Annotated in this window: 24 protein-coding genes and 1 pseudogene; 18 read left to right on the top strand and 7 right to left on the bottom strand. The window is 62.2% G+C overall.

Going from position 1 to position 25,906, the window contains the following annotated elements:
* The first annotated feature begins 2 nt into the window (after positions 1–2).
* Genes CFB17_RS12360 through CFB17_RS12330 form a run of 7 tightly spaced genes read left to right on the top strand, consistent with a single transcriptional unit; the run spans position 3 to position 7,217 of the window.
* Positions 3–734, top strand: coding sequence for an aspartate/glutamate racemase family protein (locus CFB17_RS12360; protein ID WP_088561868.1), 732 nt, complete (start codon positions 3–5; stop codon positions 732–734).
* The gene (locus CFB17_RS12355) at positions 734–1,624 is read left to right on the top strand and encodes an ABC transporter permease (protein WP_088561867.1); all 891 of its coding nucleotides are present in this window, start codon (positions 734–736) and stop codon (positions 1,622–1,624) included. The genes CFB17_RS12360 and CFB17_RS12355 overlap by 1 nt, the downstream gene beginning before the upstream one ends.
* Complete coding sequence (locus CFB17_RS12350) at positions 1,621–2,418, top strand: ABC transporter permease (RefSeq protein ID WP_165769592.1); 798 nt, start codon at positions 1,621–1,623, stop codon at positions 2,416–2,418. The genes CFB17_RS12355 and CFB17_RS12350 overlap by 4 nt, the downstream gene beginning before the upstream one ends.
* Positions 2,419–2,422: 4 nt before the next feature.
* Positions 2,423–3,505: an ABC transporter ATP-binding protein gene (locus CFB17_RS12345; protein WP_088561865.1), complete on the top strand. Its 1,083-nt coding sequence runs from the start codon at positions 2,423–2,425 to the stop codon at positions 3,503–3,505.
* 20 nt (positions 3,506–3,525) lie between these two features.
* On the top strand, positions 3,526–4,608 hold the full coding sequence (locus CFB17_RS12340) for a DUF917 domain-containing protein (RefSeq protein ID WP_088561864.1): 1,083 nt from the start codon (positions 3,526–3,528) through the stop codon (positions 4,606–4,608).
* The gene (locus CFB17_RS12335) at positions 4,605–6,164 is read left to right on the top strand and encodes a hydantoinase/oxoprolinase N-terminal domain-containing protein (protein WP_088561863.1); all 1,560 of its coding nucleotides are present in this window, start codon (positions 4,605–4,607) and stop codon (positions 6,162–6,164) included. The genes CFB17_RS12340 and CFB17_RS12335 overlap by 4 nt, the downstream gene beginning before the upstream one ends.
* Before the next feature lie 15 nt (positions 6,165–6,179).
* Positions 6,180–7,217: a threonine aldolase family protein gene (locus CFB17_RS12330; RefSeq protein ID WP_088561862.1), complete on the top strand. Its 1,038-nt coding sequence runs from the start codon at positions 6,180–6,182 to the stop codon at positions 7,215–7,217.
* An 87-nt stretch (positions 7,218–7,304) separates the two neighbouring features.
* Here the strand turns inward: CFB17_RS12330 and CFB17_RS19025 are convergent, their stop codons facing one another.
* Positions 7,305–7,535, bottom strand: coding sequence for a hypothetical protein (locus CFB17_RS19025; protein ID WP_133063900.1), 231 nt, complete (start codon positions 7,533–7,535; stop codon positions 7,305–7,307).
* Positions 7,536–7,595: 60 nt separating this feature from the next.
* Here CFB17_RS19025 and CFB17_RS12325 point away from each other — a divergent pair, with 60 nt between their 5' ends.
* Entirely contained in the window at positions 7,596–7,814 is a 219-nt protein-coding gene (locus tag CFB17_RS12325; RefSeq protein ID WP_088561861.1) for an antitoxin MazE-like protein, read from the top strand.
* Entirely contained in the window at positions 7,811–8,143 is a 333-nt protein-coding gene (locus tag CFB17_RS12320) for a type II toxin-antitoxin system PemK/MazF family toxin (RefSeq protein WP_088561860.1), read from the top strand. The genes CFB17_RS12325 and CFB17_RS12320 overlap by 4 nt, the downstream gene beginning before the upstream one ends.
* Positions 8,144–8,157: 14 nt before the next feature.
* Here CFB17_RS12320 and CFB17_RS12315 read toward each other — a convergent pair whose 3' ends face one another.
* The 4 genes from CFB17_RS12315 to CFB17_RS12300 all read right to left on the bottom strand — a co-directional run bounded on the left by CFB17_RS12315 (position 8,158) and on the right by CFB17_RS12300 (position 12,624).
* Positions 8,158–8,478, bottom strand: a complete 321-nt coding sequence (locus CFB17_RS12315; protein WP_088561859.1) for a hypothetical protein — start codon at positions 8,476–8,478, stop codon at positions 8,158–8,160.
* A 720-nt stretch (positions 8,479–9,198) separates the two neighbouring features.
* On the bottom strand, positions 9,199–10,269 hold the full coding sequence (locus CFB17_RS12310; protein ID WP_088561858.1) for an ABC transporter substrate-binding protein: 1,071 nt from the start codon (positions 10,267–10,269) through the stop codon (positions 9,199–9,201).
* Positions 10,270–10,309: 40 nt separating this feature from the next.
* Positions 10,310–11,239 carry a TauD/TfdA dioxygenase family protein gene (locus tag CFB17_RS12305; protein ID WP_088561936.1) on the bottom strand — a complete coding sequence of 310 codons (930 nt, stop codon included), beginning with the start codon at positions 11,237–11,239 and terminating at the stop codon, positions 10,310–10,312.
* A 14-nt stretch (positions 11,240–11,253) separates the two neighbouring features.
* On the bottom strand, positions 11,254–12,624 hold the full coding sequence (locus CFB17_RS12300) for an LLM class flavin-dependent oxidoreductase (RefSeq protein WP_088561857.1): 1,371 nt from the start codon (positions 12,622–12,624) through the stop codon (positions 11,254–11,256).
* A 348-nt stretch (positions 12,625–12,972) separates the two neighbouring features.
* Between CFB17_RS12300 and CFB17_RS12295 the strand changes: the two genes are divergently transcribed.
* The 5 genes from CFB17_RS12295 to CFB17_RS12275 are packed head-to-tail and all read left to right on the top strand — an operon-like array spanning position 12,973 to position 17,899.
* The gene (locus CFB17_RS12295) at positions 12,973–14,346 is read left to right on the top strand and encodes an LLM class flavin-dependent oxidoreductase (protein ID WP_088561856.1); all 1,374 of its coding nucleotides are present in this window, start codon (positions 12,973–12,975) and stop codon (positions 14,344–14,346) included.
* A 26-nt stretch (positions 14,347–14,372) separates the two neighbouring features.
* Positions 14,373–15,191 (top strand): ABC transporter ATP-binding protein, encoded by an 819-nt coding sequence (locus CFB17_RS12290; protein ID WP_088561855.1) that lies wholly within the window; start codon positions 14,373–14,375, stop codon positions 15,189–15,191.
* A gap of 21 nt (positions 15,192–15,212) precedes the next feature.
* Positions 15,213–16,286, top strand: coding sequence for an ABC transporter substrate-binding protein (locus CFB17_RS12285; RefSeq protein WP_088561854.1), 1,074 nt, complete (start codon positions 15,213–15,215; stop codon positions 16,284–16,286).
* Positions 16,287–16,289: 3 nt separating this feature from the next.
* The gene (locus CFB17_RS12280) at positions 16,290–17,147 is read left to right on the top strand and encodes an ABC transporter permease (RefSeq protein WP_207762052.1); all 858 of its coding nucleotides are present in this window, start codon (positions 16,290–16,292) and stop codon (positions 17,145–17,147) included.
* Positions 17,144–17,899: an ABC transporter permease gene (locus tag CFB17_RS12275; protein WP_088561852.1), complete on the top strand. Its 756-nt coding sequence runs from the start codon at positions 17,144–17,146 to the stop codon at positions 17,897–17,899. The genes CFB17_RS12280 and CFB17_RS12275 overlap by 4 nt, the downstream gene beginning before the upstream one ends.
* A 78-nt stretch (positions 17,900–17,977) precedes the next feature.
* On the opposite strand, the gene CFB17_RS12270 is transcribed toward CFB17_RS12275, so the two are convergent.
* Positions 17,978–18,961: a LacI family DNA-binding transcriptional regulator gene (locus tag CFB17_RS12270; protein ID WP_088561851.1), complete on the bottom strand. Its 984-nt coding sequence runs from the start codon at positions 18,959–18,961 to the stop codon at positions 17,978–17,980.
* Positions 18,962–19,167: 206 nt separating this feature from the next.
* Between CFB17_RS12270 and CFB17_RS12265 the strand changes: the two genes are divergently transcribed.
* The 3 genes and pseudogenes from CFB17_RS12265 to CFB17_RS19660 all read left to right on the top strand — a co-directional run.
* On the top strand, positions 19,168–20,079 hold the full coding sequence (locus CFB17_RS12265; RefSeq protein ID WP_088561850.1) for a phytanoyl-CoA dioxygenase family protein: 912 nt from the start codon (positions 19,168–19,170) through the stop codon (positions 20,077–20,079).
* Positions 20,080–20,186: 107 nt separating this feature from the next.
* Positions 20,187–21,536 (top strand): MFS transporter, encoded by a 1,350-nt coding sequence (locus CFB17_RS12260; RefSeq protein WP_207762050.1) that lies wholly within the window; start codon positions 20,187–20,189, stop codon positions 21,534–21,536.
* 864 nt (positions 21,537–22,400) lie between these two features.
* Positions 22,401–22,526 (top strand): annotated as a pseudogene (locus tag CFB17_RS19660) (alpha/beta fold hydrolase); the annotation flags it as partial.
* Between the two features lie 505 nt (positions 22,527–23,031).
* Here the strand turns inward: CFB17_RS19660 and CFB17_RS12255 are convergent.
* Positions 23,032–24,378 carry an LLM class flavin-dependent oxidoreductase gene (locus CFB17_RS12255; RefSeq protein WP_088561934.1) on the bottom strand — a complete coding sequence of 449 codons (1,347 nt, stop codon included), beginning with the start codon at positions 24,376–24,378 and terminating at the stop codon, positions 23,032–23,034.
* A 133-nt stretch (positions 24,379–24,511) separates the two neighbouring features.
* Between CFB17_RS12255 and CFB17_RS12250 the strand changes: the two genes are divergently transcribed.
* The gene (locus CFB17_RS12250) at positions 24,512–25,708 is read left to right on the top strand and encodes an LLM class flavin-dependent oxidoreductase (RefSeq protein WP_088561849.1); all 1,197 of its coding nucleotides are present in this window, start codon (positions 24,512–24,514) and stop codon (positions 25,706–25,708) included.
* The last annotated feature ends 198 nt before the right edge of the window (positions 25,709–25,906 follow it).

Genomic DNA, 25,906 nt, shown 5'->3' with positions numbered 1-25,906 from the left:
AGATGCACATTCGCGTGATTGTCCCGGTTCTGGATTCGCCGGAACTGGTCGGCAAGGCATTGGCCGAATATCGGTCGTTTGCCCCACCGGGAACGACAGTTTCCGCCGTGCCGCTAAAGCGTGGCACGGCGTCCATTGAGGCCGAGTTCGACTCGGCTCTGGCGGCTCCTGAGGTCATGCGGCTTGCCCGCGAGGCCGAGACGGACGGTGTCGATGCCTGCACCATCGCCTGTTTCACCGATCCAGGCCTGGCTGGAGCGCGCGAGCTCGTTTCGATCCCGATCGTCGGGGAGGGCGAAGCTTCCCTGCACATGGCGGCGATGCTGGCCAACCGCTTCACGGTTTTCATCACGGAAATCACGCTCTTTCCGCTGATCCGTCGCGTTGTGGCGCGTTATGGGATGACGGATCTCCTGGCTTCCGTGCGCGCTGCCGGAGCAAGCGTGCTGGAGTTGGATGAGCGGGCGCTCGAGCATATTGTCGCTCAGGCGATCGAGGCCGTGGAGCGGGATGGCGCCGAAGCCTTCGTCATGGGCTGTACGGGCACGGGTCTGGACATGGCGGAGGCCGTGGAGGCAAGGCTGCGCGCTCATTTCGGCCTGTCGATACCCGTGATCGATCCGGGCAAGGTAGCCTTGCATATGGCTGTCGCCATGGTGTCGGCTGGTCTCAGCCCGTCCAAACTGGCCTATCCAAGCCCGGCCTTTGCACGTGACGAATACGATTTCGCGTGATGAGCGGACTGCGCAAAGCTCCTCATAGCAACCGGCGGCTCACAGTGCTTTTGCCGGCGGCAGGACTCTTGCCGCTCCTTCTTTGGCAGCTGATCTTTTTTCTCCTTCCGGTCGGCCTGATGCTTGGTCTGAGTTTTTGGCGGACCGAGAAATATAGGCTGATACCATCTTTTACTTTTGACAATTACGTAACGATCTTTGCCCGGCCGGCTATATGGCGATCTCTACTGCTTTCGGTTGAAACCGCGATCTTCGTCACGGTCGCCTGCGCGATCCTGGCTTACCCACTGGCCTATCTGATCGCCAAGAAAGCCGGGCGCTGGCGCGGCCTTCTCCTCGTGGCCGTGATCGCGCCATTTTGGATCAGCATCGTCATGCGCGTAGGCGCCTGGCGGCTGCTGCTTGGCGAACACGGTCTCATCAATCAATCCTTGATGGCCCTGGGGCTCATCCACCAGCCGTTCAGCTTTCTGCTTTATTCACCGGTGTCGACCATAATTGGTCTCGTCTACGCCTATCTGCCACTCTACGTGCTGCCGCTCTATGCCGCCATCCGCAACATCCATGACAGCTGGGTGCAGGCCGCCATGGATCTAAACGCCGGTCCGGTCCGAACCTTCGTGGAGGTCATTCTGCCGCTCTCGGCCCCTGGTCTCATCGTGGGCGCGGTCTTCTGTTTTGTCTTCGGTCTCGGCGAATTCGTTACGCCGGCCCTCCTTGGCGGTGGCAAGCAGCTGATGTTCTCACAGGTTATTCAAGATGAATTTCAGCGTCGTCTCGACTGGCCGAGCGGTGCTGCCATGTCCGTCATTCTCCTGGCGCTGGTTCTGGCCACGCTAGCGTTGTCGATGAAATGGATCCGACGAGCCAGCGGCGAGACCGAATCATGAGGCGTGGTCTCTTCGGTTGGGCTCTGCCGGCCTATTCCGCGCTCGTCTATATCTTTCTCTATCTACCGATAGCGGTCATCGTTCTCTTCGCGTTCGATGCCAAGGCAATACCAGGCCTGCCGCTCCAATCGCTGACCATGGCCTGGTTCAAGTCCAGTTTGAGCGATAGCCGGCTGGTCGGTTCGCTCTTGACGAGCCTGCGGCTGGCGGTGATCGCGGCCATCCTCTCGACCGCGCTCGCCATGCCGGCGGCTATGGTTCTGGCCTGGCGGCCCATGCGGATGAAATCGCTGGTACTCTGTCTGGTCCTGGGCCCCGTGGTCCTGCCGCAACTCGTCCTGGGTTTGGCTCTGACAATTCTCCTTCGCGCGGCACCCGATCTCATCGGTCAGCCCGCGATCGTCCTTGCTCATACGACCATGACCTCCAGTTATGCGACGCTGATGCTCTACTCTCAATTTCTTGGATTCCGGCGCAGTTATATCGAAGCCGCCATGAATCTTGGCGCGGATGAATTCGTCACATTTCGCCAGATCGTTCTGCCGCTGATCTGGCCGGCCGTGGTCGCCGTCCTCCTCCTCGCGTTCACCGACGCTTTTGGAGAGTTCGTCGTGGCTTGGTTCATGGCCGGCTTTACGGAAACGTTGCCGATCGCCCTTTGGACGTCACTCCGGCAGTTCGTCTCACCCAAGATATACGCACTCTCCGCCTTGGTGATCCTGGTGACCTTGGCTTTGAGCGTCAGCGCTCAGATCTGGATCCTTGGCCAGACCCGACGCGAAAATCAGGCTTGAGCCGATGACGACACCTCTGCCCAACGCTGTTGAACTCCGCGAGGTCAGCAAGACCTACGGAGACTCGGTTGCCGTCCGCAATATATCGATGCAGATCGCCAAAGGCTCGTTCGTCACGATCCTGGGTCCATCTGGCTGCGGCAAGTCCACGCTTTTGCGCATGATCTCGGGGTTCGCCACACCCAGTTCAGGCGATGTTCTGATCGATGGCCATTCCGTGCTCGGCGCGAAGCCGTACGAGCGCGATACCGCCATGGTCTTCCAAGACTATGCCCTGTTCCCACACCGAACGGTGGCGCAGAATCTGGCTTTTGGTCTGCGAATGCGGGGGGTCGCCAAGAGCGAGATAGCAAGCCGCGTGGCGGCGATGCTCGAGCTCGTCAATCTGATGGGCTTCGGCGAGCGCCGGATCGGCCAGATCTCGGGCGGTCAGGCACAACGGGTGGCCCTCGGGCGGGCGCTGATCGTGCGGCCCGCCGTTCTCCTCCTGGACGAGCCGCTGGGGGCTCTTGATCTCAAGCTGCGCAAGCAGATGCAGGCCGAGCTCAAGACGATTCATCGCAATCTCGGCCTTACATTCGTCGCCGTGACGCATGACCAGGAAGAGGCCCTGACGCTTTCTGATCGTATCGCTGTCATGAATGGCGGCGCGCTCGAACAGTTCGATACGCCTGAAAACCTCTATCGTCGGCCAGCCACGCGGTTCGTTGCCGATTTTGTCGGCGACGCGAACCTGTTCGAGGCCACGCTCACAGCTGGACAGGGCGCGAAGGCGACGCATCTGCCCTTGACCATGTCGCTCGACGCAAGTCGGCTGCAGGGCAGGGAGGAGGGTTGTCCGATCGTGCTGGTGATCCGGCCTGAGACGGTGGCCGCGGGCGAGACTCCGCCACCCGATCACGACTGCCGCATTGAAGCAGAGGTCGAAGAAATCATGTTCTCCGGCGCTCTTTTGCAGATTGTGGGTCGCCTCTCAAACGGCCGCAGCATTAGGGCCCATCAAAGTGCCGCTCTGCCGGCGCCGGAACGGGGCCATAAGACGGGCTTTTCCTGGTCCAGTCGATCGGCCTGGGTGGTCGATGGCTAACTTATCCGAGCAATTTTTTCATGCGTGAACTCGAACTGAACGAGCTCCGGGCCCTGGCTATCGGTGCTGGTGTCCTCGGTACGGGCGGCGGCAATCATCCCCATTTGGAATTGCTCTGCGCACAATCGGATTATCGACGCGGGCGGCGTGTCCGCCTGATGGCGGCTGATGAGCTGGCGGATGATGCCAGGGTCGCGGTCGTTTGCATCATGGGCGCTCCTATGGTGACCAAGGAACGCCTGCCGGAGCCGCAGTCGATCTGTCGCGCGGTAAGGCTGATGGAAGCGCATACGGGCCGCCCCTTCGATGCCGTCATGTCGATCGAGATCGGTGGCGAGAATGCCTTCTTCGCCATGCTGGTCGGCATGGAACTGGGCCTACCCGTCATCGATGCGGACACGATGGGACGCGCCTTTCCCGAGGCGCAGATGGCGAGTTTCGCCATACGTGGTCTGCCGGTAGCGCCGTTCGCTATCGCGGATATTCGCGATAATGAGATTTTGATCGTCAAGGCCGAGTGCGCGACCCGTGTCGAACGGATCGGCCGCCAGGTGGTGGTTGAACTAGGGTCCATAGCCGGGACCTGCACCGCGCCTCGCAGCGGGGCCGATGTCAAAGCGCATGCGATCCTGGGCTCGGTGTCCCGAGCGATAGCCATAGGCCAGGCGATCGAGGCGGCGCGGACAGCCGGGTCCGATCCTGTGAAAGCACTGATCGAGAAGGTTGGGGCAGCCCTCCTGTTCACCGGTACGGTCAAGGACGTATCGCGACGCACGATAGGCGGCTTTGTGCGCGGCCAGGTGGTGATAACCGGCAGCGCCGACGACAAGGGGCACGAGCTTACCATCGAATTCCAGAACGAATTCTCGGTGGCAAGGCGAGACGGTCGTCTCATGGCCAGCGTGCCTGATCTGGTCTCGGTGCTGGATGAGGAAAATGCCGAGGCGATCGGGGCCGAGGTCATTCGCTACGGTCAGCGGGTGGTGGTCGTTGCCCTGGCCGCCGATCCGATCATGCGGAGTGCCGAGGGCCTTTGCGTCGTAGGCCCTCGCGCGTTCGGTTACGACTTCGACTTTTGTCCTTTCGAGGAGCTGGCCCGATGATGCGCATCGGGGTGGATGTAGGCGGCACCAACACGGATGCCGTTCTTTTGGATGGCAATACGATCCGAGCGGCCATCAAGACGCCGACGACGGCCGACGTGATCTCAGGCGTGACCAAAGCCTTGTCCCACGTGCTGGCGGATGTCAAAGCACTAGACGACGTGCAGGCCGTGATGATCGGCACGACCCATTTCACCAACGCAGTCATCGAGCGACGGGGACTCTCCAAGGTAGCAGTCATCCGGATCGGCCTGCCAGCCGCAGCCTCAATTCTGCCTTTCGCCGACTGGCCACCAGACCTTGTCGATGTCGTGAAAGGCCCAATTTTCATGTTGGCCGGCGGCAACGAGTTCGACGGCCGGCCGATCGTGGCCTTCGACCATGCGGGCATGAGGCGGGTAGCCGCGACCATCCGAGACAGCGGCATCAAGGCGGTAGCGATCACGGCGGTCTTTTCTCCGCTCATCGCCGACTGTGAAAACGCCGCTGCCGCCATATTGGCCGAACTGGCCCCGAACGTCACCGTTACCCGATCCAGCGAACTCGGCCGCATTGGCCTGATCGAGCGTGAAAACGCCACGATTCTGAACAGCGCGCTGCAAGGCTTGGCTCGACAAACCGTGGCGGCGTTTCACCAGGCGCTCGTCCAGTCGAGACTGAGCGGTCCGCTCTATCTGACGCAGAACGACGGCACGCTGATCGGCGCGGCCGTGGCCGAGCATCTGCCGGTGCTCTGCTTCTCGTCCGGTCCGACCAACAGCATGCGCGGTGCGCACCTGCTCTCGGGTCTGGCCGACGCAATCGTGCTGGACGTGGGCGGGACGACAACGGACGCCGGCAGATTGAAAGATGGCTTCCCGCGCCAAGCCAACACGCAGGTCGACATTGGCGGCGTGCGTACTTTCTTTCGCATGCCCGATGTTGTGGCCATTGCCTTGGGTGGCGGGACCGTCATACGCGAGCAACCGCTGGCTGTCGGCCCGGACAGCGTGGGCTACGAGCTTCTCACGAAGGCCCGGGCGAACGGTGGCGACACGCTCACGCTGACCGATGTGGGGGTCAAACTCGGACTGATCGAGCTTGGCGATCAAGATAGTCTTGATGACCTGCCGGCGGGCTTGATTGCCAGCGTTCAAGATTGGCTTACAGTGCGCTTGGCCGAATTGGTCGACCGCATGAAGACCAGCGCAGGAGATCTGCCGGTCGTGGCCGTCGGCGGTGGTGCGTTCCTTGTCCCCGACAGCCTTCCAGGAGTCTCCCGGGTGATCAAGGTCGAGAATGCCGGCATTGCCAATGCGGTGGGGGCGGCAATGTCGCAGGTCAGTGGCGAGAGTGAACGCATCTTCCACGGCGTGCAGCGCAGCGATGCCATCGCCCAGACGCTCGATCTGGCGCGCGAGCAGGCCATTGCGGCCGGTGCGGCTGCAGATAGCCTGACCGTCCTCGACATCGAAGATACGCCGATGTCCTACGTTCCGGGCGAGCCGTTGCGTGTCCGTGTACGCGTCATCGGCGACCTTCGGGATCGATCGTCCCATTCCGAGCAGCGCAAATAGATTGGATCGAGCGCCATGACCCGCTCACCGCAGCAATTCGCCAGTGACAACTATGCAGGCGTCTGTCCTGAGGCGTGGTCGGCAATGGCGATGGCCAATGAAGGCAGCGCTACCGCCTATGGTGATGACGCGTGGACGGAGAAGGCTGCGAATTCGTTTCGCAGTCTTTTCGAACGGGATTGCGAGGTCTTCTTCGTCTTTAACGGCACCGCTGCCAACTCGCTGGCCCTGGCAGCACTCTGCCAGTCATTCCATAGCGTCATCTGCACAGCGTCAGCCCATGTCGAGACCGATGAATGCGGTGCGCCCGAATTCTTTTCCAACGGCTCGAAGCTGCTCACGGCACCTGCCTCTGAGTCCAAGCTGACACCTGAGTTGATCAAGGCGCTGGCTACCAGCCGTTCCGACATTCACTTTCCCAAACCGTCTGCTGTGACGATCACCCAACCGACGGAGACCGGGATCGTCTACTCTTGCGAAGAGATCCAGTCGATCGCCGCCCAGTGCCGCGAGCTTGGACTGAAATTGCACATGGATGGCTCGCGCTTTGCCCATGCCTGCGCCAGTCTGGCAGTGACACCAGCTGAACTGAGCTGGAAGGCCGGGGTGGATGTTCTCTGCTTTGGCGGGACCAAGAACGGCATGGCCGTCGGCGAGGCGGTCATCTTTTTCGACAAGGCCCTCGCGGCGGATTTCGATTACCGCTGCAAGCAGGCGGGCCAGTTAGCCTCCAAGATGCGCTTCCTGTCAGCACCTTGGGTGGGTCTGCTCGAGAGTGGCGCCTGGCTCAGAAATGCGCAGCATGGCAACGCCTGCGCCACCCGGCTGGCTGAGGGTGTAAAGAGCGTGCCGGGCATCGAGCTGCTCTTCCGCGTCGAGGCGAATTCCGTCTTCCTGCAGGCAGCAAAGCCTATTCTCGATCGACTTCGTGAGCGTGGCTGGCGTTTTTACACCTTCATCGGTGGGGGCGCCCGCTTCATGTTCGCCTGGGATGCCGATCCTCAAAGAGTCGACCAGTTGATCGCTGACATCCACGAAGTGGCAAGGTTCTGAGTAGCTTCAGCTGAGTCTCTGCGCTCGCGACCCAACCGGAATCTCGACAATCAACGAAGGCGGAACCTGGCCATCAGCCCGGTCCAATCACGCTGCCTCAATCGCTGTGGGCGTCGGTTCGCCGTGTTCGGTCAATTCACGCAAATAATTGCATAACTCATTTCTTCTTCCATAATTTGGCATCAGTAAAATCTGATTTGTCGTCGGTTCAAATAAAAAGTCGGTTTGCGCATAAAGGCGATTCGCCAGATGAGTGTTGCCACCGTCTCCATCTTCGATGCAGACCGTACCGGCCTCGCTCCCGACTATCGATGGCAACGTTACAATCTCATTGATTTAGGGCTGTATAGTGGTTATGAATAACCAAAGGAGGGCGATATGGCGCTTAGCAACGAGGAAAAGCAGCAGCGTTTTCGCGATCGCATGCGGCATAAGGGCCTGCGATCGGTACAGCACTGGGTGCCCGATTTCCGTCGCACTGCCATGATCGAGCGTCTGCGGGCCGAGGCGCTCAGGATCGCCGGTGAGGTGCCGGACCCGGCCCTGGAAGCGCTGGCTGACGAGGCGATGGCCGACTTGGCCGATCATCGGCGGTGAAGCGCGGCGATGTCGTGATCGTTGCGCTTGCGGGCGAGCTTGGCAAGCCGCGCCCCGCGATCGTCGTCCAGAGCGACCTGTTGAACGACGCCGATCCGCAAAGCTTCCTGGTGGCTCCTCTGACGACGTCGCTGGAAAGCGCCGGTTATTTCCGCCCCATGGTCGAGCCCACCGCCCGAAACGGCCTCGATGCTCCGTCCGCCGTCATGACGGACAAGATCATCGCGGTGCCGGTAAGACGACTGCGCGACGTGATCGGGGCGCTCGACCCTGACGCGCAACGGGCCGTCGACAGCGCCTTGCTCCTGGCCCTTGGGCTGGCGGAATAACTGCTGACTGGCCGTTATCGGTATTCGAAGGTGCGCATCTCCCAGGCAAAGGCGGATCTGATGATGTCGGCGGTGGATCGGTCATAATAGCCGATGAACGGCTCGGGTCGCTGCCGGTATTCGCGTTTGAAGGAGGGCATTGGCCCCAAAAATTCGGCGATCCCGCATCTATCGGCGACTTTGCGAATGTCGCTGTCGCGTTGTTCGAAGCGAATGACCGCATCGACACAGAGTTCGCCATTTATTGTGTAGATATGGCGATCCTGGACGTGATTCCTCGGGCCGGCCGCCCAGGCGGTGAAGTGCTCCCGCGTCCGGGAGAAGCTGGCGTTCACGAGATCCTGTTGCTCGTCAGACGTAAGCTTGAACCAGAAGCAGCCATGTGGTTGTAAAAATTCAGGTGTTTGCCATGCACTCGGCTGCCTACAATTCCGTATTCACTTACGGTCTCGTCGACCTGACGCGAGATTTTTTTTGCGTAGCGCCGGCGCCATGCAAAAGGGCTGGAATAACGCCTCGATTAACCTCCCAGCAGCCTTTAGCGTCTTAAGATAGATGAATCGATGCTGACGCGAGACCAACACGTGGAGGGCCTTTTGATATATCTGCGAGGCAGACTACCGGCAATGGCTGCAACCGTCCATGAAGCCTGGTCTCATCCTGCCACGGACGTACCGGCTCGCGAGACGCAGGCGAGTTTAGAGAAGAAAGGTCCTTGATCGGCCATGCCGCTGGCAAGCACCAGGACGTGCGGGCGAAGCGCTCGGTATTTGCCAGATGCTCTCCGCCCTAAGGCGGATTCGCGCATGTTCTGCAAGGCAGCGACGTTCCGACACGGCCTCGACGCCGAGAGGCACGCCGTCTTGCCTGAGATGGGCCGCGCGCGTCACGCAGATCTGGTCCTAGCAGGCGTGCGACGGTTGACAGGGCCCTAATTCGAACGGTTTGAAGATATCGGCCGGTCGCGTGACCGGGCAAGTTCAGTGAGGGCCGCCGTTCTCGAAGCGGGGTCTGGTCAGGCTTGAAACGCGCGGGCAGGGGAGCTGGTTCGCGGCTTACATCCCCAGCCGCTTGCCGTTCACGTCAAGACGGTCCCAGAAGGTCTCAAGACCAAGATCCTTCAGTCCCTGATCGAGGAAGCTCGTATCGAACCAGCCGTTGATGTCGACATCCCGGCGCACGAGACCCAACGCCTTGGCCGATACGGCCTGGGCGCGGTACTGCTCCTTGAAGAAATCGTCGATGATCGGGCTGTTGCGCCATTTGAGCGTCTCGCCCTCGAGATCGGCGCCATAGGCCTTGGCCGCAATGCCGGACCTTGCCCAGATCGCCAATAATTGCTGCCGGTTTTCCTCCTGGCTGCTCCAGTAGGCCGCTCGCAAGATAGCCTTGACGAGGCGGGCCGTGATGTCCGGATGAGCGCTTGCGAACGCGTCGGTGACGAGCAGGTGCGAGTTCCGGCCGAAAGCCCGATCCTCGCCTTTGGTCGAATAGGCGATGCGCGCGTCGCCCCGCTCCGCCAATGCCAAGAGCGGATAATTGTCGAAACTGGCGTCAACGTCGCCGCTGATGAGTGCCGCCGTCGCGGTGGCGGCGTCCATGTTGATGAACTTGAGGCTTCGCTCGGTCAGGCCATGCGCCGCCAGCACCTTGGCGACGGCCAGCTGGTTGTTGGTGCCGAAATGCAGCGCTACCTTCCTGCCCTTAAGATCCTCGATCCGCTGGATGTCGGAATCGGGCCGAACCGCCAGATAGGTCGGCGCGTGGGCGCCGTTGGCCATGATCAGCCTGGTCTTCAATCCGTTGGCGCGACCGATGATCGCCGGCAGGTCGCCCTGGCTGGCAAAGTCGAGCTGGCCGTTGGCGATCGCCTCGTTGACGGCAGGCCCGGCACCGCGGAAGAAATACCATTCGATCTTGACGCCGGGATCGTTCTTGAATTCGTCAGCGACATAGGGCTCGAGATTGGCCAGCGCCACCGCGCTGCCGCCCACGGCCTGACGGTTGCCCTCGCCGATCGAGGCAAAGCCGATGCGGACCGTAAGCGCATCGGCACGCACCGGATGAGCCAGGCCGAGACAGACGACTACCAGGAGGGCGGCCAGGATGCGGCGTTGAAGGATCATGGCGCTGTCTCTTTCATGGCTGACCGCCCGGGCGGATCTCTTAAGCGGCGGCGGAATTCCCGGGTGTTGTCGTCAGCGTCCTGCTTCGACGCCCATCGACGCTGACCGGCACCTCGCCCGCGATGGTCACACGTCGAACGACGCGATGGGTATCGCCGTAATCGTCGACGGCACGATGCTGGGTGGCGCGGTTGTCCCAGATCGCGACGTCGCCCTGGCGCCAGCGCCAGCGGACGGTGTTCTCCGGCCGGGTCACATGGTCCTGCAGGACGGCCAGCAAGTGGGATGAGTCAGATGCGTTGAAGCCGATCAGGCGTTGGACGAAGTGGCCGAGGATGAGCGAGCGCTCGCCGGTCTCGGGATGAACATGCACCACCGGATGCTCCGTCTCGTAAACGACACGGGTAAAAACCTCGCGATGTTTCTTGAGGCCGGCCGCTGACCTGGTGTCGTGGGTCCCGGCATAGTCGTAGGCGTTGGTGTGCAGCGCCCAAAGCCGGTCGGCCAGATCGCGCAGCGGCTCCGGCAGTTCGGCATAGGCGGCAGCGGTATTGGCCCAGATCGTGTCGCCGCCCGCCTCGGGTACGACGACGCCACGCAGGATCGAGATCTTGGGATAGCCGTCGACGAACGTGACATCCGTGTGCCAGGAACTGGCGCGGCTGTTGGTGCTGTCAATGTCGAGAACGCCGGTAGTGCCGGCGATCGAGGGTACCGTCGGATGCGGGACGAGCTCGCCCAGAAGGCGGCCGAACGCTTCCTGCCCAGCCTCGTCCAGATGACCCTGATCGCGCAGGAAGACGACTTTGTGGGCCAAGAGTGCGTCCCGCAGTGCTTGCACCGCATTCGCGTCCAGATCGCCGCCCAGACGGACGCCGACGATCTCGGCACCGATCCGACCGGTCACGGGGCGAATTTCAAAGGGTGCTTGGGTGAGCGAGCGCAGATCATTGCGTTTGGTGGTCGTCATGTCGACTTCTCCCGTCATTCGGCCGCATGATGAATGGCACTCCGGCGGAGCCTGGCGGCAGCACCGTGAGCAGGGCGCGGCAGCCCTAGATTTTCGCGCAAGGTCCGGCCCGCATAATCGCTGCGAAAGAGGCCCCGGCGCCGTAGCTCGGGCACGACGAGCTCGATGAAATCCGTGAGGCCGCCGGGCAAATAGGGCGGCATGACGTTGAAGCCATCGGCACCTCGCGCTTCGAAGCGTTCCTGAAGCAGATCGACAATGTCGGACGGCGTACCGACGATCTGCCAGTGCCCACGCGCGCCGGCGATTCGCAGATAAAGCTGTCGGACGGTCAGGCCTTCGCGGCGTCCCAGTTCCTGCACGAGCTTCTGGCGGCTTTTGCCGGCATTGGTCTCCGGCAGGATATCCGGAAGCGGCTGGTCGACGTCCAGGTGCGAAAGATCGATGCCGCCCAGGTGCATCGAGAGGAGGTTCAAGCCCGCCTCGGGATGGATGAGGTCCTGAAGCTGCTCGAACTTGTCCTTGGCCTCCTGGCGCGTGCGGCCGACGACCGGAAACACGCCCGGCATGATCTTGAGATGATCGGGCTCCCGGCCATACTTGGCCATACGGCCTTTGACATCGGCGTAGAACGCGACCGCTTCCCCGGTCGTCTGATGCGCGGCGAAGATCGCCTCGGCGGTCTCGGCCGCCAGCTCCTTGCCCGGTTCGGAAGCACCGGCTTGAACGATAACCGGCCAGCCCTGGGGCGACCTTGCGACGTTGAGCGGCCCGCGTACGCTGAAATGCTGGCCCTTGTGGTGCAGGACGTGCAGCTTTTCGGGCTCGAAGAACAGGCCGCTCTCCTTGTCGCGGAGAAAGGCGTCATCCTCCCAGCTGTCCCAAAGCCCGGTCACCACCTCGGCGAATTCTCGCGCCCGCTCGTAGCGCAGGGCATGCGGAACATGCTGCTCCCGGTTGAAATTGGTCGCTTCATGCTCGTTGCTGGAGGTGACGAGATTCCAGCCGGCGCGACCCCCGGACAGGTGGTCGAGAGAGGCGAATTTGCGCGCCAGATGATAGGGCTCGTTGTAGGTCGTCGTGACCGTAGCGACGAGGCCGATGCGCTCGGTTACGGCCGAGAGGGCCGAGAGAAGCGTCAGCGGCTCAAAGTGCACGACCTTTCCCTGCCTGCTCAAGGCATCCGGTTGGTCGCCGCGCAGGCCAGCGCTGTCGGCCAGGAAAAGCAGATCGAACTTGGCGCGCTCCGCCTGAATGGCCAGGTCGCGGTAATGGGCGAAGCTCACGCCGGCACGAGCATCGGCGTCGGGATGTCGCCAGGCGGCCAGATGATGGCCTGTCGCCGGGACGAATGCCCCTAGCCGCAGCTTTCTCGTGTCGGCCATGATCGATTGTTCCTGGCTTGGCTATATTGACAGTCGTGCCCAAATACTTTGGACCAACCACTGTTGGACTTTGGCCCGATGATGATTTTGCTAATGCGATAAACCCTATAGAGTCAATAGACATATAATTTCTGTTTTGAGAAAGTGATGATGCCGTCGCGACGAGGCGCGATGTGTCGTGGCGGGGGCCATCGCCGCCGCTCTCCAGGCCCTGGCGGGCGTGGCCCGGCGCAGGTCTCCCGACGCGGTGCCGTGGAGCATGGGCCATCGTCGTGAAAGACGAGTAAGACGATTGACAATTAGAATTATGAATCTATCGTCAACTGAGCACTCTGACGGAACGGTCCCATGCCTAAGAAGCAGATGAAGCTCGGCGCCTTTCTCTATCCGACCGGGCATCATGTGGCAGCTTGGCGCCATCCCCAGGCAGCCGCAAACGCAGGCTCGTCGATCGCGCATTACCGCGAAATCGCGCAGGTGGCGGAACATGCCAAGTTCGACATGATATTCCTGGCGGACGGTGCCGGTACGCGCGGCACCGAGGCAGACCTGCCAGCCCTCAGCCGCACCGCGACGCGCTACGTGGCGCAGTTCGAGCCCTTGACGCTGCTATCGTCGCTGGCAGCCGTCACGAGCCATGTCGGGCTCGTGGCCACCGCGACGACGACCTATAACGAGCCCTACCATGTGGCGCGCAAGTTCGCCTCCCTCGACCACCTCTCCGGCGGTCGCGCCGGCTGGAATCTCGTCACCTCGACCAGCCCTTATGAGGCCGAGAATTTCGGCAGCGGCGGCTACACGCCGCACGCCCAGCGCTACGAGCGGGCGCGCGAATTCGCCGACGTGGTGCGCGGGCTCTGGGACAGCTGGGACGACGATGCCTTTGTTCGCGACAAGGAGAGCGGAGTCTTCTTCTCGCCCGAAAAGCTCCATGTCCTGCACCATAAGGGCCGGCATTTCAGCGTACGCGGCCCCCTGAACGTCGCTAGGTCGCCACAAGGCCATCCCGTCATGGTGCAGGCCGGTTCCTCCGAACCCGGCAAGGATCTGGCCGCCGCTACAGCTGAAGTGATCTTCACCGCCCAGGTGACCTTGGCGGATGCGCAGTCATTCTATCGGGACGTCAAGGGACGATTGGCCGGTTACGGGCGCCAATGGGACCATCTCAAGATCATGCCGGGCGTGTTCCCGGTCGTCGGCCGCACGCGCCAGGAGGCCAATGACAAGTTCGAGCAGCTCCAGGACCTCATCCATCCGGAGGTCGGGCTGTCCCTGCTCCAGGCAACGGGCGGCCTCGACCTTCGCGGCCATGACCTGGATGGGCCGCTGCCCGACGAACTGCCACCGACGGAAGGCGGTAAGAGCCGCCAGCAGCTCTTGATCGATCTGGCCCGGCGCGAGAACCTGACGATCAGGCAGCTCTATCTCAAGATCGCCGGCGCGCGCGGCCATTGGCAGATCGTCGGCACGCCGGCCGACATTGCCGACCAACTGCAGGAGCGCTTCGAGGGGGAGGGGGCCGACGGCTTCAACGTCATGCCGCCTTATCTGCCGGGCGGCCTCGTCGATTTCGTCGAGCTCGTCTTGCCGGAGCTCCGTCGACGCGGCTTGTTCCGGACCGACTATGAGGGGCCGACCCTGCGGGACAATCTCGGCCTGCCGCGTCCGGCAATAGGCGGCTGGGCGCCTGCCGCACGCGCATTCGAGCATGCGGCCGAGTAATGAATCCAGCCGCAGGAGTGCCAGCAATGGCCGCCACGCTCGACATCAAAGGAGTGGAGAAGACCTTCAGCATCGACGGCCGGGCCGTGCCCGCGCTGGCCGGCGTCGATCTCAAGGTGGAACCCGGCGAGTTCCTCACCGTCCTTGGCGCATCGGGCTGTGGCAAGTCGACTTTGCTGCGGCTGATCGCCGGCCTCGATACCAGCTACGAGGGCAGTATCAGCCTCGACGGCCAGCGGATCCGCGGACCATCGCTCGACCGCGGCATCGTCTTTCAGGAGCCGCGGCTTTTCCCCTGGCTGACGGCAGCTCGCAACGTGGCCCTGGCACTCGAGAACGCACCACTTGCCCGCGAGGCCAAGCGGCGCGCCGTGGACGAGCATCTGGCGCTCGTCGGCCTCTCGTCCTTTGGCAATGCCTACCCGCACCAGCTCTCCGGCGGCATGGCGCAGCGTGTCGCCATCGCGCGCGGCCTCGTCAACCGTCCTGAGATCCTTTTGCTGGACGAGCCTTTCGGCGCCCTGGATGCACTGACGCGTGCCCACCTCCAAGACGAATTGCAGCGCATCCAGCAGGACGAGCAAATCACCACCGTTCTTGTCACCCACGACGTCGAGGAAGCGGTCTATCTGGGCGATCGCGTGATCGTCATGGCGCCGCGACCCGGCCGGGTCGCGCACGTCTTCGACATCGATCTGCCGCGGCCGCGCCGGCGCACCGATGACCGTCTGGTCCAGCAGCGCGCCCGCATTCTCGAAACACTTGAAGAGATATCGGGCGAATCCGCTCGGCCGCTTGCCACCCAACCGGTAGGGCCACTGGAAGCCCGGCCGGCACTCGCCTGACATCGGAAGGCCCAAGGATACATGATTCGTCCCCTGACGCGCCGAGGCATCGCGGCCCTGGCAATCGCCTTCGCTCTGGCCGCGCCCGCCTTGGCCGCTTCGCCGCTTACCATCCGTATCGGCTATGCCGCGATCGGGGTCGGCAATCGTCCTTATGCGGATCAGACATCGGTGGCGACGGCACGTGCCGGCCAGTATGTCGAAAAGGCGTTCGCCCAGCGGCCTGACGTCAAGATCGAGTGGTATTTCTTCAAAGGTGCTGGACCGGCGGTCAACGAGGCCATCGCCAATGGCCAGCTCGACTTTGCCTATCAGGGCGATCTGCCCTCGCTCATCGGCCGGGCCAACGGACTGAGGACGAAGCTCCTGCTGGCGAGCGGCGCGCACAAGCCGGTCTATCTGGCCGTGCAACCTTCTTCCGACATCAAGGGCGTCCAGGATCTCAAGGGGCGTCGGGTCGCGCTGCAACGCGGCACCAACAACCAGTTGGCCGTCGACAAGGTCCTGGCAGCCAAGGGGCTGAGCGAGCGCGACCTTAAGATCGTCAACATGGACTCGGCGGCAGCCACGGCGGCCCTGGCCGCCAAGGAGATCGACGCGGCGTTCGGCGACACGGAATTGATCCGACTGGAGCAGCAGGGCGTGGCGCGGATCGCCTACACGACGAAAGGTGATGATCCGCGACTAGGCCGCAATGGCGCGTTCCTGGTCACCGAGGCCTTCGTAGCAGCGCATCCCGAGGAGACCCAGACGGTCGTGGACGCCGTCGTGGCCGCGGCGCGCTGGTCTTCCGAGGAAGCCAATCGCGAGGCGCTCTTTCAGCTCTGGACCACGTCCGGGATTCCGGCCGATATCAACCGGGCCTATTTCGCGGATGAAAGCCTTGCGTGGCGCCATTCGCCCCTCTTCGACGATTTCATGCGGTCGCAATATGCCGAGCAGGGAGCGGCCGCGCTCGAATATGGCCTGCTGCGCCGACCGGTCGACCAGACGGGATGGATCGACACTAGCTATCTCGAAAGGGCGCAAAAAGCGCAGCATCTCGAGAATTTCTGGCAACGCTATGGCGCCGACGGCAAGCCGCTCGGATCTTGAGGCGTGCGTATCGTCACCGACATATCCATGACGGCGGCCCTGGGCGCCTTTCGCACCCAGGCGCCGCGGACGCGCGCTCGCGGCTGGGTGCGGCTTGTCGTGACGGCTCTTGCCGGATTCATCGTACCGCTCCTGGCCTTGCTGCTCTGGCAAGTCAGCGCCTCGCGTGACTGGTTGCCGCAGCAGATCCTGCCGCCGCCAGACATGGTCTGGCAGAGTTTCGTCGACATGGTCAAAAGTGGTGAGCTTCTTGGCCATATCGAAATCTCACTCCAGCGTGTGGTGGAAGGATTTGCGCTGGGCGCCGTTATCGGTCTGACGCTCGGCTTCTCGATCGGTCTGTCACCAATATTGGACGATTACCTCTCGCCGCTCATCACCGCCTTCGCTCAGGTGCCGACGCTGGGCTGGGTGCCGCTCTTGATGATCCTCCTTGGCATTGATGAAGGCCTAAAGGTCGCGATCATCGCCATCGCCGCCTTCATTCCCATGGTCATCAACACCCGCGCTGCCGTGCGAGCCGTACCGCAGGGTCTTCTGGAGGTAGCGCGCTGCTTTATGTACACGCGACGGCAGCAACTCCTCCGTGTCGTCCTCCCGGCCTCCGTACCCACGATCTTCACGGGCATTCGCTACGGCCTGACGCATGCCTGGAAGGCCCTCGTCGGCGTGGAGCTTCTGGCCTCGGCTGAGGGGCTGGGGTACCTCCTCGTCTGGGGCAGGCAGATGTTCTGGCTCGACATGGTCCTTCTCGCCATGGCGGTGATCGGCGTGCTGGGCTTTGCCATGGACTATGGCCTGGCGCGCATCGAGCGCCGCCTTCAGCGCTGGCGGATTGGTCCCTTGGGAGATCCGTCTTGAGGTGGAACGCCTTGCGTCGCGGCCTCACTCTTCCGCTCATCCTCCTTCTGGCCTGGGAGCTGGCAAGCCGGCTCGGATTGGCCGATCCGCGCATCTTGCCGCCGGCGAGCCAGGTTCTCCTGCGAGGGTGGGCGGCGTTTTGGAACGACGATCTCCTGGGCAATCTTCTGGCAAGTCTCACCCGCGATCTTGCCGGCTTCTCGCTGGGCACGCTGGCAGGCTTGTGCTTCGGGACGCTGCTCGGTCTCTCCCGGCTGGGTGATCGCCTCCTGGGACCGAGCTTTCACGGTCTGAAGCAGATCGCGATCTTTGCCTGGATTCCGCTTATCTCGATGTGGTTCGGGATCGGCGAACTGGCGAAGATCGTCTTCATCGCCATCGCCGCCTTCGTGCCCGTGGTTCTCAATACCGAGGAGGGCATGCGAGGCGCCTCGCGCCAGTTGATCGAGGTCGGCCGGGTCCTCACCTTCAATCGACGCCAGAGGCTGACGCGGATCTTTCTGCCCTCGGCTCTGCCGGCCATTCTCACAGGCATCCAGCTCGCGCTCATGGCATCCTGGTTGGCGACGATCGGGACGGAGTATTTCATGACCGTCGGACCCGGGATAGGCGGTCTCATCATTGAGGGCCGCGAGCGCTTCGAGATGGATCAGGTGATGCTGGGCATCCTGATCCTGGGCGTCGTCGGCTTTGCCCTCAATGCCGTGGCCGGTCACCTCGGACGTGTTCTTACAAGGTACGAGACCGCCTGAGCGCCGGCCGACATGCGGCCGACCAGTGCGAGCGGTGTGCCGTAAGGCACGCCCGCGTATGACCCGATGCTTGCGGTTTCAGGCGCTCGAACGGCGTATGATCTTGTAGCCGACATCAATGGTAGCTGTGGACAGGATTTCCTTGCGAAGTCGGGCCAGCAGCAGATCGCCTGCACGGCTGCCGATCTGCTCGCCATCGACACGCACGGTGGTGAGATCAAGACCCGCCGCCTGCGCGATGGCAAAATCACCAAACCCCGCGAGCGCGAAGCGTTCGGGTATGGACCATCCGCGGCGTTGCGCGGCGAAATAGATTCCGGCCGCGAGAATATCGACGGCGCAGAAGATTGCATCCGTCTCTGGGAACCGCTCGACGATTTCTTCAAGCGCCGTCGCGCCCGCCATCAGATCAGGCTTGGCCGCCTCAAGGAACAGCTCGCGCGGAGACTGATCGCTGTACGCGATCGCGTCACGATAGCCCCGGCGTCTCAGCTGGCCCCGTCGGTCATCCGGCGTGCGCAGCCCGACAAAGGCGATACGTCGATAACCATAGGAGAAAAGCGCACGTGTCATGGCGCGTGCGGCGCTGCGATTGGAGAAGCCCACCGCCATGTCGATCGGCTGATCCGGCAGTTGCCAGGTTTCAACCACCGGCACCCTTGCGGCGGACAGCAGCTTGCGCGCCGCCGCTGTGTGGACATTGTCGGTGAGGACAATTCCGTCCGGTCGCCGCCCGAGAACCGTGCGCAGCAGCTTCTCCTCATCGACCGTCGAATAATCCGAGGTGCCGAGCAACATCGAATAGCCATGCCGTACGACGTTGGTGGAAAGGCCCGAGATCGTCTGCGCGAAGATCGAGTTTTCCAAGGTCGAGACGATGGCGGCGATCAATCCGCTTTGGCGGCTGGCAAGCGCGCTGGCCCCGAGGTCGGGAATATAGCCGAGCTCGTCCATCGCTCGCTGAATTCGCCGCCGCGTGACTTCCGCTACCTTGTCGGGCGCTCGCAAGGCGCGCGAGACCGTCATCTGCGATACCCCGGCCCGATGTGCCACATCGTGCATCGTGACCTTCAGGCCAGGCTTGTCCAGGAATGCGCCTCCTTCAGCAAACGCTCTCCTTCCTAGGCGATCGTCGCGGGCTAGACCATGGGGCGACGCACAAGGCACAACCTTGACCCTGCGACATGTTTGCGCAAACACTGGTATCTTGAACTAGACGGTCCTCGGCGATCGGTGCGTCGAGTCCGTCCAACAAAGGAGGCTGACAGATGTTGAGCGAGGCACAAATCAAGGCCTATCGCGAGGACGGCTATATCATGGTCGAGGACGCGGTGACGGGGCGATTGCTCGATGAGCTGCGCGACTTGACCTATGGAATGATCGAGAAATCCCGCATGGTCAGCGCCAGTGACGCTGCCTTCGACCTGGATGACGGCCATTCCGCCACATCGCCCCGTCTGACGCGGATCAAGCAACCGCACGTACTGATGCCGCCCTTCTTTGAGGTGCTGCGCAGCCCCAAGGTACGCGCCGTGCTGGAAGCGCTCATCGGTCCCGCCGTTCGCCTGCAGACGAGCAAGCTCAATACAAAGGCACCTGGTGGCGGGGCCGCGGTCGAGTGGCATCAGGACTGGGCATTCTATCCGCACACCAATGACGATCTCCTGGCGATCGGCTTGATGCTCGAGGATGTCGACGAGGCAAATGGGCCACTTATGGTCGTGCCGGGCACGCATAAGGGCCCTGTTCTCAGCCATTTTCGCAATGGCGTGTTTTGTGGTGCCATTGATCCAGCCGATCAGCTTTTTGAACGCGACAAAGCCGTGACGCTGACGGGCAAGGCGGGCTCGATGACGCTGCATCACGTCCGCACCCTGCACGGCTCGGCGCCCAACATGTCCGATCGGGCGCGCCTGATCTGCTTCTACGAGGTCGCATCGGCAGATGCCTGGCCCTTGGCGGGCGCTTCCGGCGCCTATGTCGGGATGAGCCAGAAGGAGACCTGGGAGGCGACGCAAGCGAAGCTGATCTTTGGCGAGCAGACCAATCGGCCGCGCCTGGCCGATGTGCCGGTCCTCCTGCCGTTGCCACCGGCACCCGATAGTTCCTCGATCTTCAAGACGCAGAAAAGTGCCGGCGCGATCAGCGCCTTCGCCAAGCCCGGCGAGCGGGCGGCCTAGTCATTCGCGAGCGCGAAACAGAAGCGCCGCCGCCCCATTTGGCATAGCCGCGACCTTGCGCGCGGTCATGCCCTTTCAGGGGGTATAAAAATCAGGGAGATCAAGTCATGGCGACGGACGACATGAGGGAGGGTCGGCGCCATCAGCGTCGGGTCATCCTCGCATCCTGCGTGGGATCGGCACTCGAATGGTATGACTTCTTTATTTATAGTTCAGCGGCGGCACTCGTCTTCGGACGCCTGTTCTTCACCAATCTGGATCCGGCCGTTGGCACCTTGGTGGCGCTGGCCACCTTCGGCGTCGGCTTTCTCTCGCGCCCCCTGGGGGGCATCGTCTTCGGTCATCTGGGCGATCGCCTCGGGCGCAAGCCGATTCTCGTCGCCACGCTTCTCGTCGTCGGAATAGGGACGGCGCTGATCGGCGTTCTGCCGACCTATGCGACGATCGGCATTTGGGCACCGATCCTGCTTGTCTGTCTGCGGCTGGTACAGGGTTTCGGTGCCGGTGCCGAATATGGTGGTGCGGTGATCATGCTGGTCGAGCACGCGCCGCCACATAGGAGGGGATTTTGGGGCTCGTTCGCGCCGCTCGGCGTCGGCATCGGCATGATGCTGGCATCGGCCACGTTCGCGCTTGTCTCGATGATGCCGGAGCAGGCGTTCCTGCAATGGGGCTGGCGGGTGCCCTTCCTGCTTAGCATCGTCATGGTGGCGTTCGGCATCTTCGTGCGCGCGCGGTTGAGCGAGACGCCGGTCTTCGAGAAGGCCGTCATCTCGCGCAAGGCCAAAAGCAGGATGCCCATCCTGGATGCCATTCGGCATCAACCCAGGAGCTTTCTCGTCGTCCTGGGCGCACGGCTGGCTGAAAACGGCCATGGCTTTCTCTTTCCCGTCTTCGGACTGAGCTACGCCGTCAACCAACTAGGCGTCTTGAAGTCGGAAGCGCTGGTGGCCCTCATGACGGGCTATCTTTTTCAGATCCCGGCCATTCTCGGCTTCTCAATGCTGTCGGATAAGATCGGACGGCGTCCGGTGTATATCTTCGGGGCACTCTTTAGCGCCGCTATTTCCTTTCCGTTTTTCGCCATGCTGGAAACGAATTCCTTCTTTTGGCTCGTCATGGCGTTCGTTCTGACCAGCGGCGTCGGCACTGCCGCGATGTTCGGGACCCAGGCCGCTTATTTCGCCGAATTGTTCGGGCCGTCGCGTCGCTTCAGCGGCTTTGCCTTCGCGCGCGAACTGGGGTCGATCATCGCCGGCGGTCCGGCACCCGCGGTTTCGGCGGCCCTCGTGGCCTGGGCCAGCGGCGCGTCTTGGCCCGTAGCTTTATATGCGATCGTCCTGGGTCTGCTGACCGCGGTCGCCGTCTGGTTTGGTCCGGAAACCTACCGGAGCGACATCACGGCCGACGAGCGGGCGCCAACTGGCTTCGCACGGGTCGCCCTGCGGCCGGCTTGACCGGATCAACGGCAACCCGGCTCGGACCGCTGCCGGTCTGTCGGGTTGCTGCGACGCGATTGGGTTCTCGTTCCTGCCCTCTTTCCTCAGCTCTCGGCCTTTAGCGGCTGAGGGAGGTGGCATCGTTCGCTCACAGGTCGAGGCGATGACGACGAAGCCTCGCGCTTAAAGATCGACCCTCATGTCGCCTTACTCACGCCCAGATGGGATTATCTGGACTAGGCTCCCCGGCCGTCTTGCGCCAACCACGTTCTCATGGGCGGTTCGACCATCAAGCGACAGGTGGAGATCGTCGCACTTTCGACCCCTCGGGCCATGACACCGCAGTCCACTTTCCGGCCGTCCGCCGTCGGCAGAGGCTCTGCTCGGCAGAGACACCATTGTCTCTGTCGCAGAGCGCCTGCTGTCAGCTGCCTGAACAGCGTCGTTGCCGTAACGATTTGGCTCCTCATGGTAATGGTGACGCTCAGTCCGTCCTGGACGGTACGTTAGATGTCGTTCATCGTCATTTAGTCGAGGTGGCGGGAATCCCGTGCGTGCGGTTTGTCTCTATCAGCATGTCGGTCGCTTCGGTGTTGAGCGCGTCGGACAGGCCGGCCCCCGTCATAGACGGGCGATACGAGGAGCGCGCCGGCAGAGATGACGCGATGTCACCGGCCATGGATTTCCACATGCTATTTTCTGATCCGCAGATGTGTAATGAACGTAGAGAAGGTCATTCGGGATTGTAGATTATCGCGCTAAGGACTTTCTGGTCTGGGCATTCTTACTTCCCAATACGGCCTATCTTCCCTAACGATTCTCTTGAGGAAATTCTTGGCCGAACCGGCTGCCGCTAGTGTAACCGATCGAGGACACGCCTCTATGAACGCCGCTTACGTAACCACTCCGGACGGTGTCGAGATCTTTTTTAAAGATTGGTGGCCAAAGAGCGCCCAGCCGATCATGTTCCACCATCGCTGGCCGCTTTCGGCTGACGATTGGGACGCCACTGGATGGCTAAGACGGTGTTGAGTTCAAACAGGGATCGGCCACGATCGCCTCATTGCGCCATTGCCGATGCGCTCGGCCATGCCTTGATTGGAGCTGCAATTTGCGGCGCGTCATTACAAGCGACCTTATCGGCGCCGGCGCGAAGCGATCCATCATCGCGGTATGACGACAGCACGTGTGAACGCACCGCCTTCATGGTCGGACGACGAACGATGGGTCCGAACTAGTTGAATAAGCGATCAACGTCACATGATCGCTTATTCGACTAGTAATGGTGCACGGATATCCAATTGCCGGGCGAGGGGAACCGAGCTGACCCCACGAGACCATCTACCCAAGCAGCTCGGTCTGAACGTCCGGAGCGGACAGGGCCACGGGCTACATGCGTCCTGATGCCACAACATCGAGAGCTCGGCCGTCAACCTGGAGCGAGGCGGACGGCTGCGAGCCCCACCGAACAATTTCGTGGGAAGACAGCCGTTCGGCCTTTCGTATTTGACCCTCAGGCAGTGGCACGCGCTTGCTGACCGTAGACACTCTCAGGCCGGGGCAGACCGTAATGATCGCGAAGCGTGGTTCCTTCATAGTCGAGTCGGAAAAGGCCCCGCTTTTGCAGGATCGGCACAACCTGCTCCGCAAACGTATCGAATCCGCCGGGCAGGTAGGGAGGCATGACGTTGAAGCCGTCGGCCGCACCGCTCTGGAACCACGTTTCCATGCGGTCGGCGATCTGCTCCGGCGTGCCGACGGTTACCCAGTGGCCACGCGCACCGGCCAGGCGATGCAGCAGCTGCCGCAGGGTGGGTTTCTCGCGATCGACGATGTCAAGCACGACTTTGAATCGACTGGCGACAGCCTGCGCGCCGTCGAAATTGATAAGATGACTCGGAAACGGGGCATCCAGGTCGTGACCGGCGAGATCGATGCCCAGCATGCGCTTTAATTGATGAAGCGAGTATTCGGGCTGCACCAGTTCGTTGAAATCGTCGTGCAGCTTTTGTGCTTCTGCCTCCGTGCTGCCGATGAACGGGCTGATCCCGGGCAGGATCTTGATGTGATCGGGATGGCGGCCGAGTGCCTTCGCCTGGCGCTTGATGTCGGCGTAGAATTCCCGCGCATTGGCAAGGGTCTGATGCGCCGTGAAGATCGCTTCGGCGTAGCGGGCAGCGAAGGAACGCCCGTCATCTGACGCGCCCGCCTGGACATAGACGGGGCGGCCTTGTGGCGTGCGCGGTGTGTTGAGGGGGCCTTTGACGCGGAAATGCCGGCCGATATGGTCGATCGGGTGAATCTTCGTATCGTCGGCGTAGATGCCCGTCTTCTTGTCGAGCAGGATCGCGTCATCTTCCCAGCTGTCCCAGAGCTTGGTGACGACGTCGACGAATTCCTGGGCGCGTCCATAACGATCGGCATGGGAGGGATGTTCTGACAGACCGAAATTCTGCGCCGCCAGACCCGCACTCGTCGTGACGATGTTCCAGCCGGCTCGTCCCTTCGAGATATGGTCCAGCGAAGCGAATAGCCGCGCCAGATTGTAGGGCTCGCCATAGGTCGTCGATGCCGTGGCGATCAGGCCGATGCGGCTAGTCGCGGTGGCGATCGCGGCCAGCCACGTGATGGGCTCCAGGCGGAACCGCGCGGCAAAGCGAATATTGTCCGCCAGCACCGGTCCGTCGGCAAAGAAGATGCCGTCGAGCTTGGCCTGTTCGGCACGCCGAGCCAACTTCTGGTAGAAATCGATGTCCAACAGATGATCGACATCGGAAGCGGCATAGCGCCAAGCTGCCTCGTGATGGCCGCCCGGATAGATGAAGAGATTGAGGCTGAGGCGGCGTGCGGATGCGGACATCGAACGGACTCCCACTTCGTCCTGCTGGGCGAGATCATTCTGCGCTAAAAAAACCTTTTGTCCATCTGTTTTATAGACTATCAATTGATGCTTCTTCTTTTGCCGTACTGCGGTCGCGACGAGAGACGTCCAGATGAGCCTGACGGACATGCAACGCATTGTGAGTGACGCGCGGTGCCAGCCGCTACAGCCTGGGGATTTCGCCGACAGTCCATTGTCCATTGCCTTGCGGCAGCCGACCCTCTTGGGCTTGTTCTTGCCGTTTCACCATGGCGGCTGGAGTGCCTCGAGTCTGCCACGGACGACCGACTGGTCCTTCGATTACAATGCCGCGCTGGCGCTCCAGGCCGAGGCTCTGGGCTTCGACCTGCTTTTTGGCTTCTCCAACTGGCAGCCGAAGGGAGGCACGGGCCCGACACGCACAGAGCAGGGGCTGGACGCCTTCATCGCCGCCTCGGCCCTGGCGGCGATCACACATAAAATCATGCTGATCTCGACGATCCATGTACTCTATGGGCCTTGGCATCCCATTCATCTGGCACGGTTCGGGGCGACGCTCGATCATGTGGCCAAGGGCCGTTGGGGTATAAACGTCGTCACCGGTCATAGGGCCTACGAGCACGAGCTGTTCGGCTGGAGCCAGATCGAACATGACGAGCGTTATGAACGCGCCGACGAACTCTTGCGGACGCTGGAGCGTCTCTGGTTCGAGGAGGAGCCTTTCTCCTACGCGAGCAGCCGCGGCACTTGGCGATTCAAGGATGCCTATATCAGCCCGCGCCCGCGCTTTGGCCGGCCGGTCCTCGTCAACGCGACCGGATCGGATGCCGGAATATCCTTCGCCGCCCGCCACTCGGACATCGTCTTCATCGCGAGCCCGGGTGGTGGCGACATCGATAGCGCCCTGGGCTCCTTGCCGACACACACAGCGAGGGTGAAGGCGGCGGCACGGCAGGAGGGTCGCAGCGTACGCACGCTGCTCAATCCGACGCTCATCGTGCGGGAAACCGATCGCGAGGCGAATGCCTATGCCCAGGCCATCGTCGACCATGCGGACCTCGTGGCCCTGTCCGGACGGAAAAATCTGCGCAGCGACGCGCATGCCTGGCGCGGCCATAAGCACGACGATCTGCGCTTTGGGGTCGGTGGCGCCATCGGCGGGAATGTTCAGCTCATCGGTTCGCCGGAGACGGTGACCTCGCAACTCCTCCAGCTCAAGGAAGCCGGTGTCGATGGCTTCCAGCTCAGTTTTTACGACTTCGCCCCCGATCTCGCCTTTTTCGGCGAGCGGGTACTGCCCTTGATGAAACAGGTCGGCTTGCGCCACTGAGGAGATCGGGATGGCGTTCGCCCGGAACCGACGGAGGCTCGGGCCGAGTGTCCGCAGCAGCCGACTTGGCGCCGGTAAGCGACTAGGCGAAGTTCAGCCGTTGCCGGTTCCACGTAGGGAGGTTTGGCGAAATTGAGGGGTGGCAGCCTTTCCGTAACCTAGCAGACGCTGACCAAGATGCGTATCAAGGTCATGCTC

Source organism: Arboricoccus pini, from assembly GCF_900187945.1.
Classification (GTDB): domain Bacteria; phylum Pseudomonadota; class Alphaproteobacteria; order Geminicoccales; family Geminicoccaceae; genus Arboricoccus; species Arboricoccus pini.
Note: the sequence above shows the minus strand (reverse complement) of the source record. Positions and strands in the feature narration are given on the sequence as shown.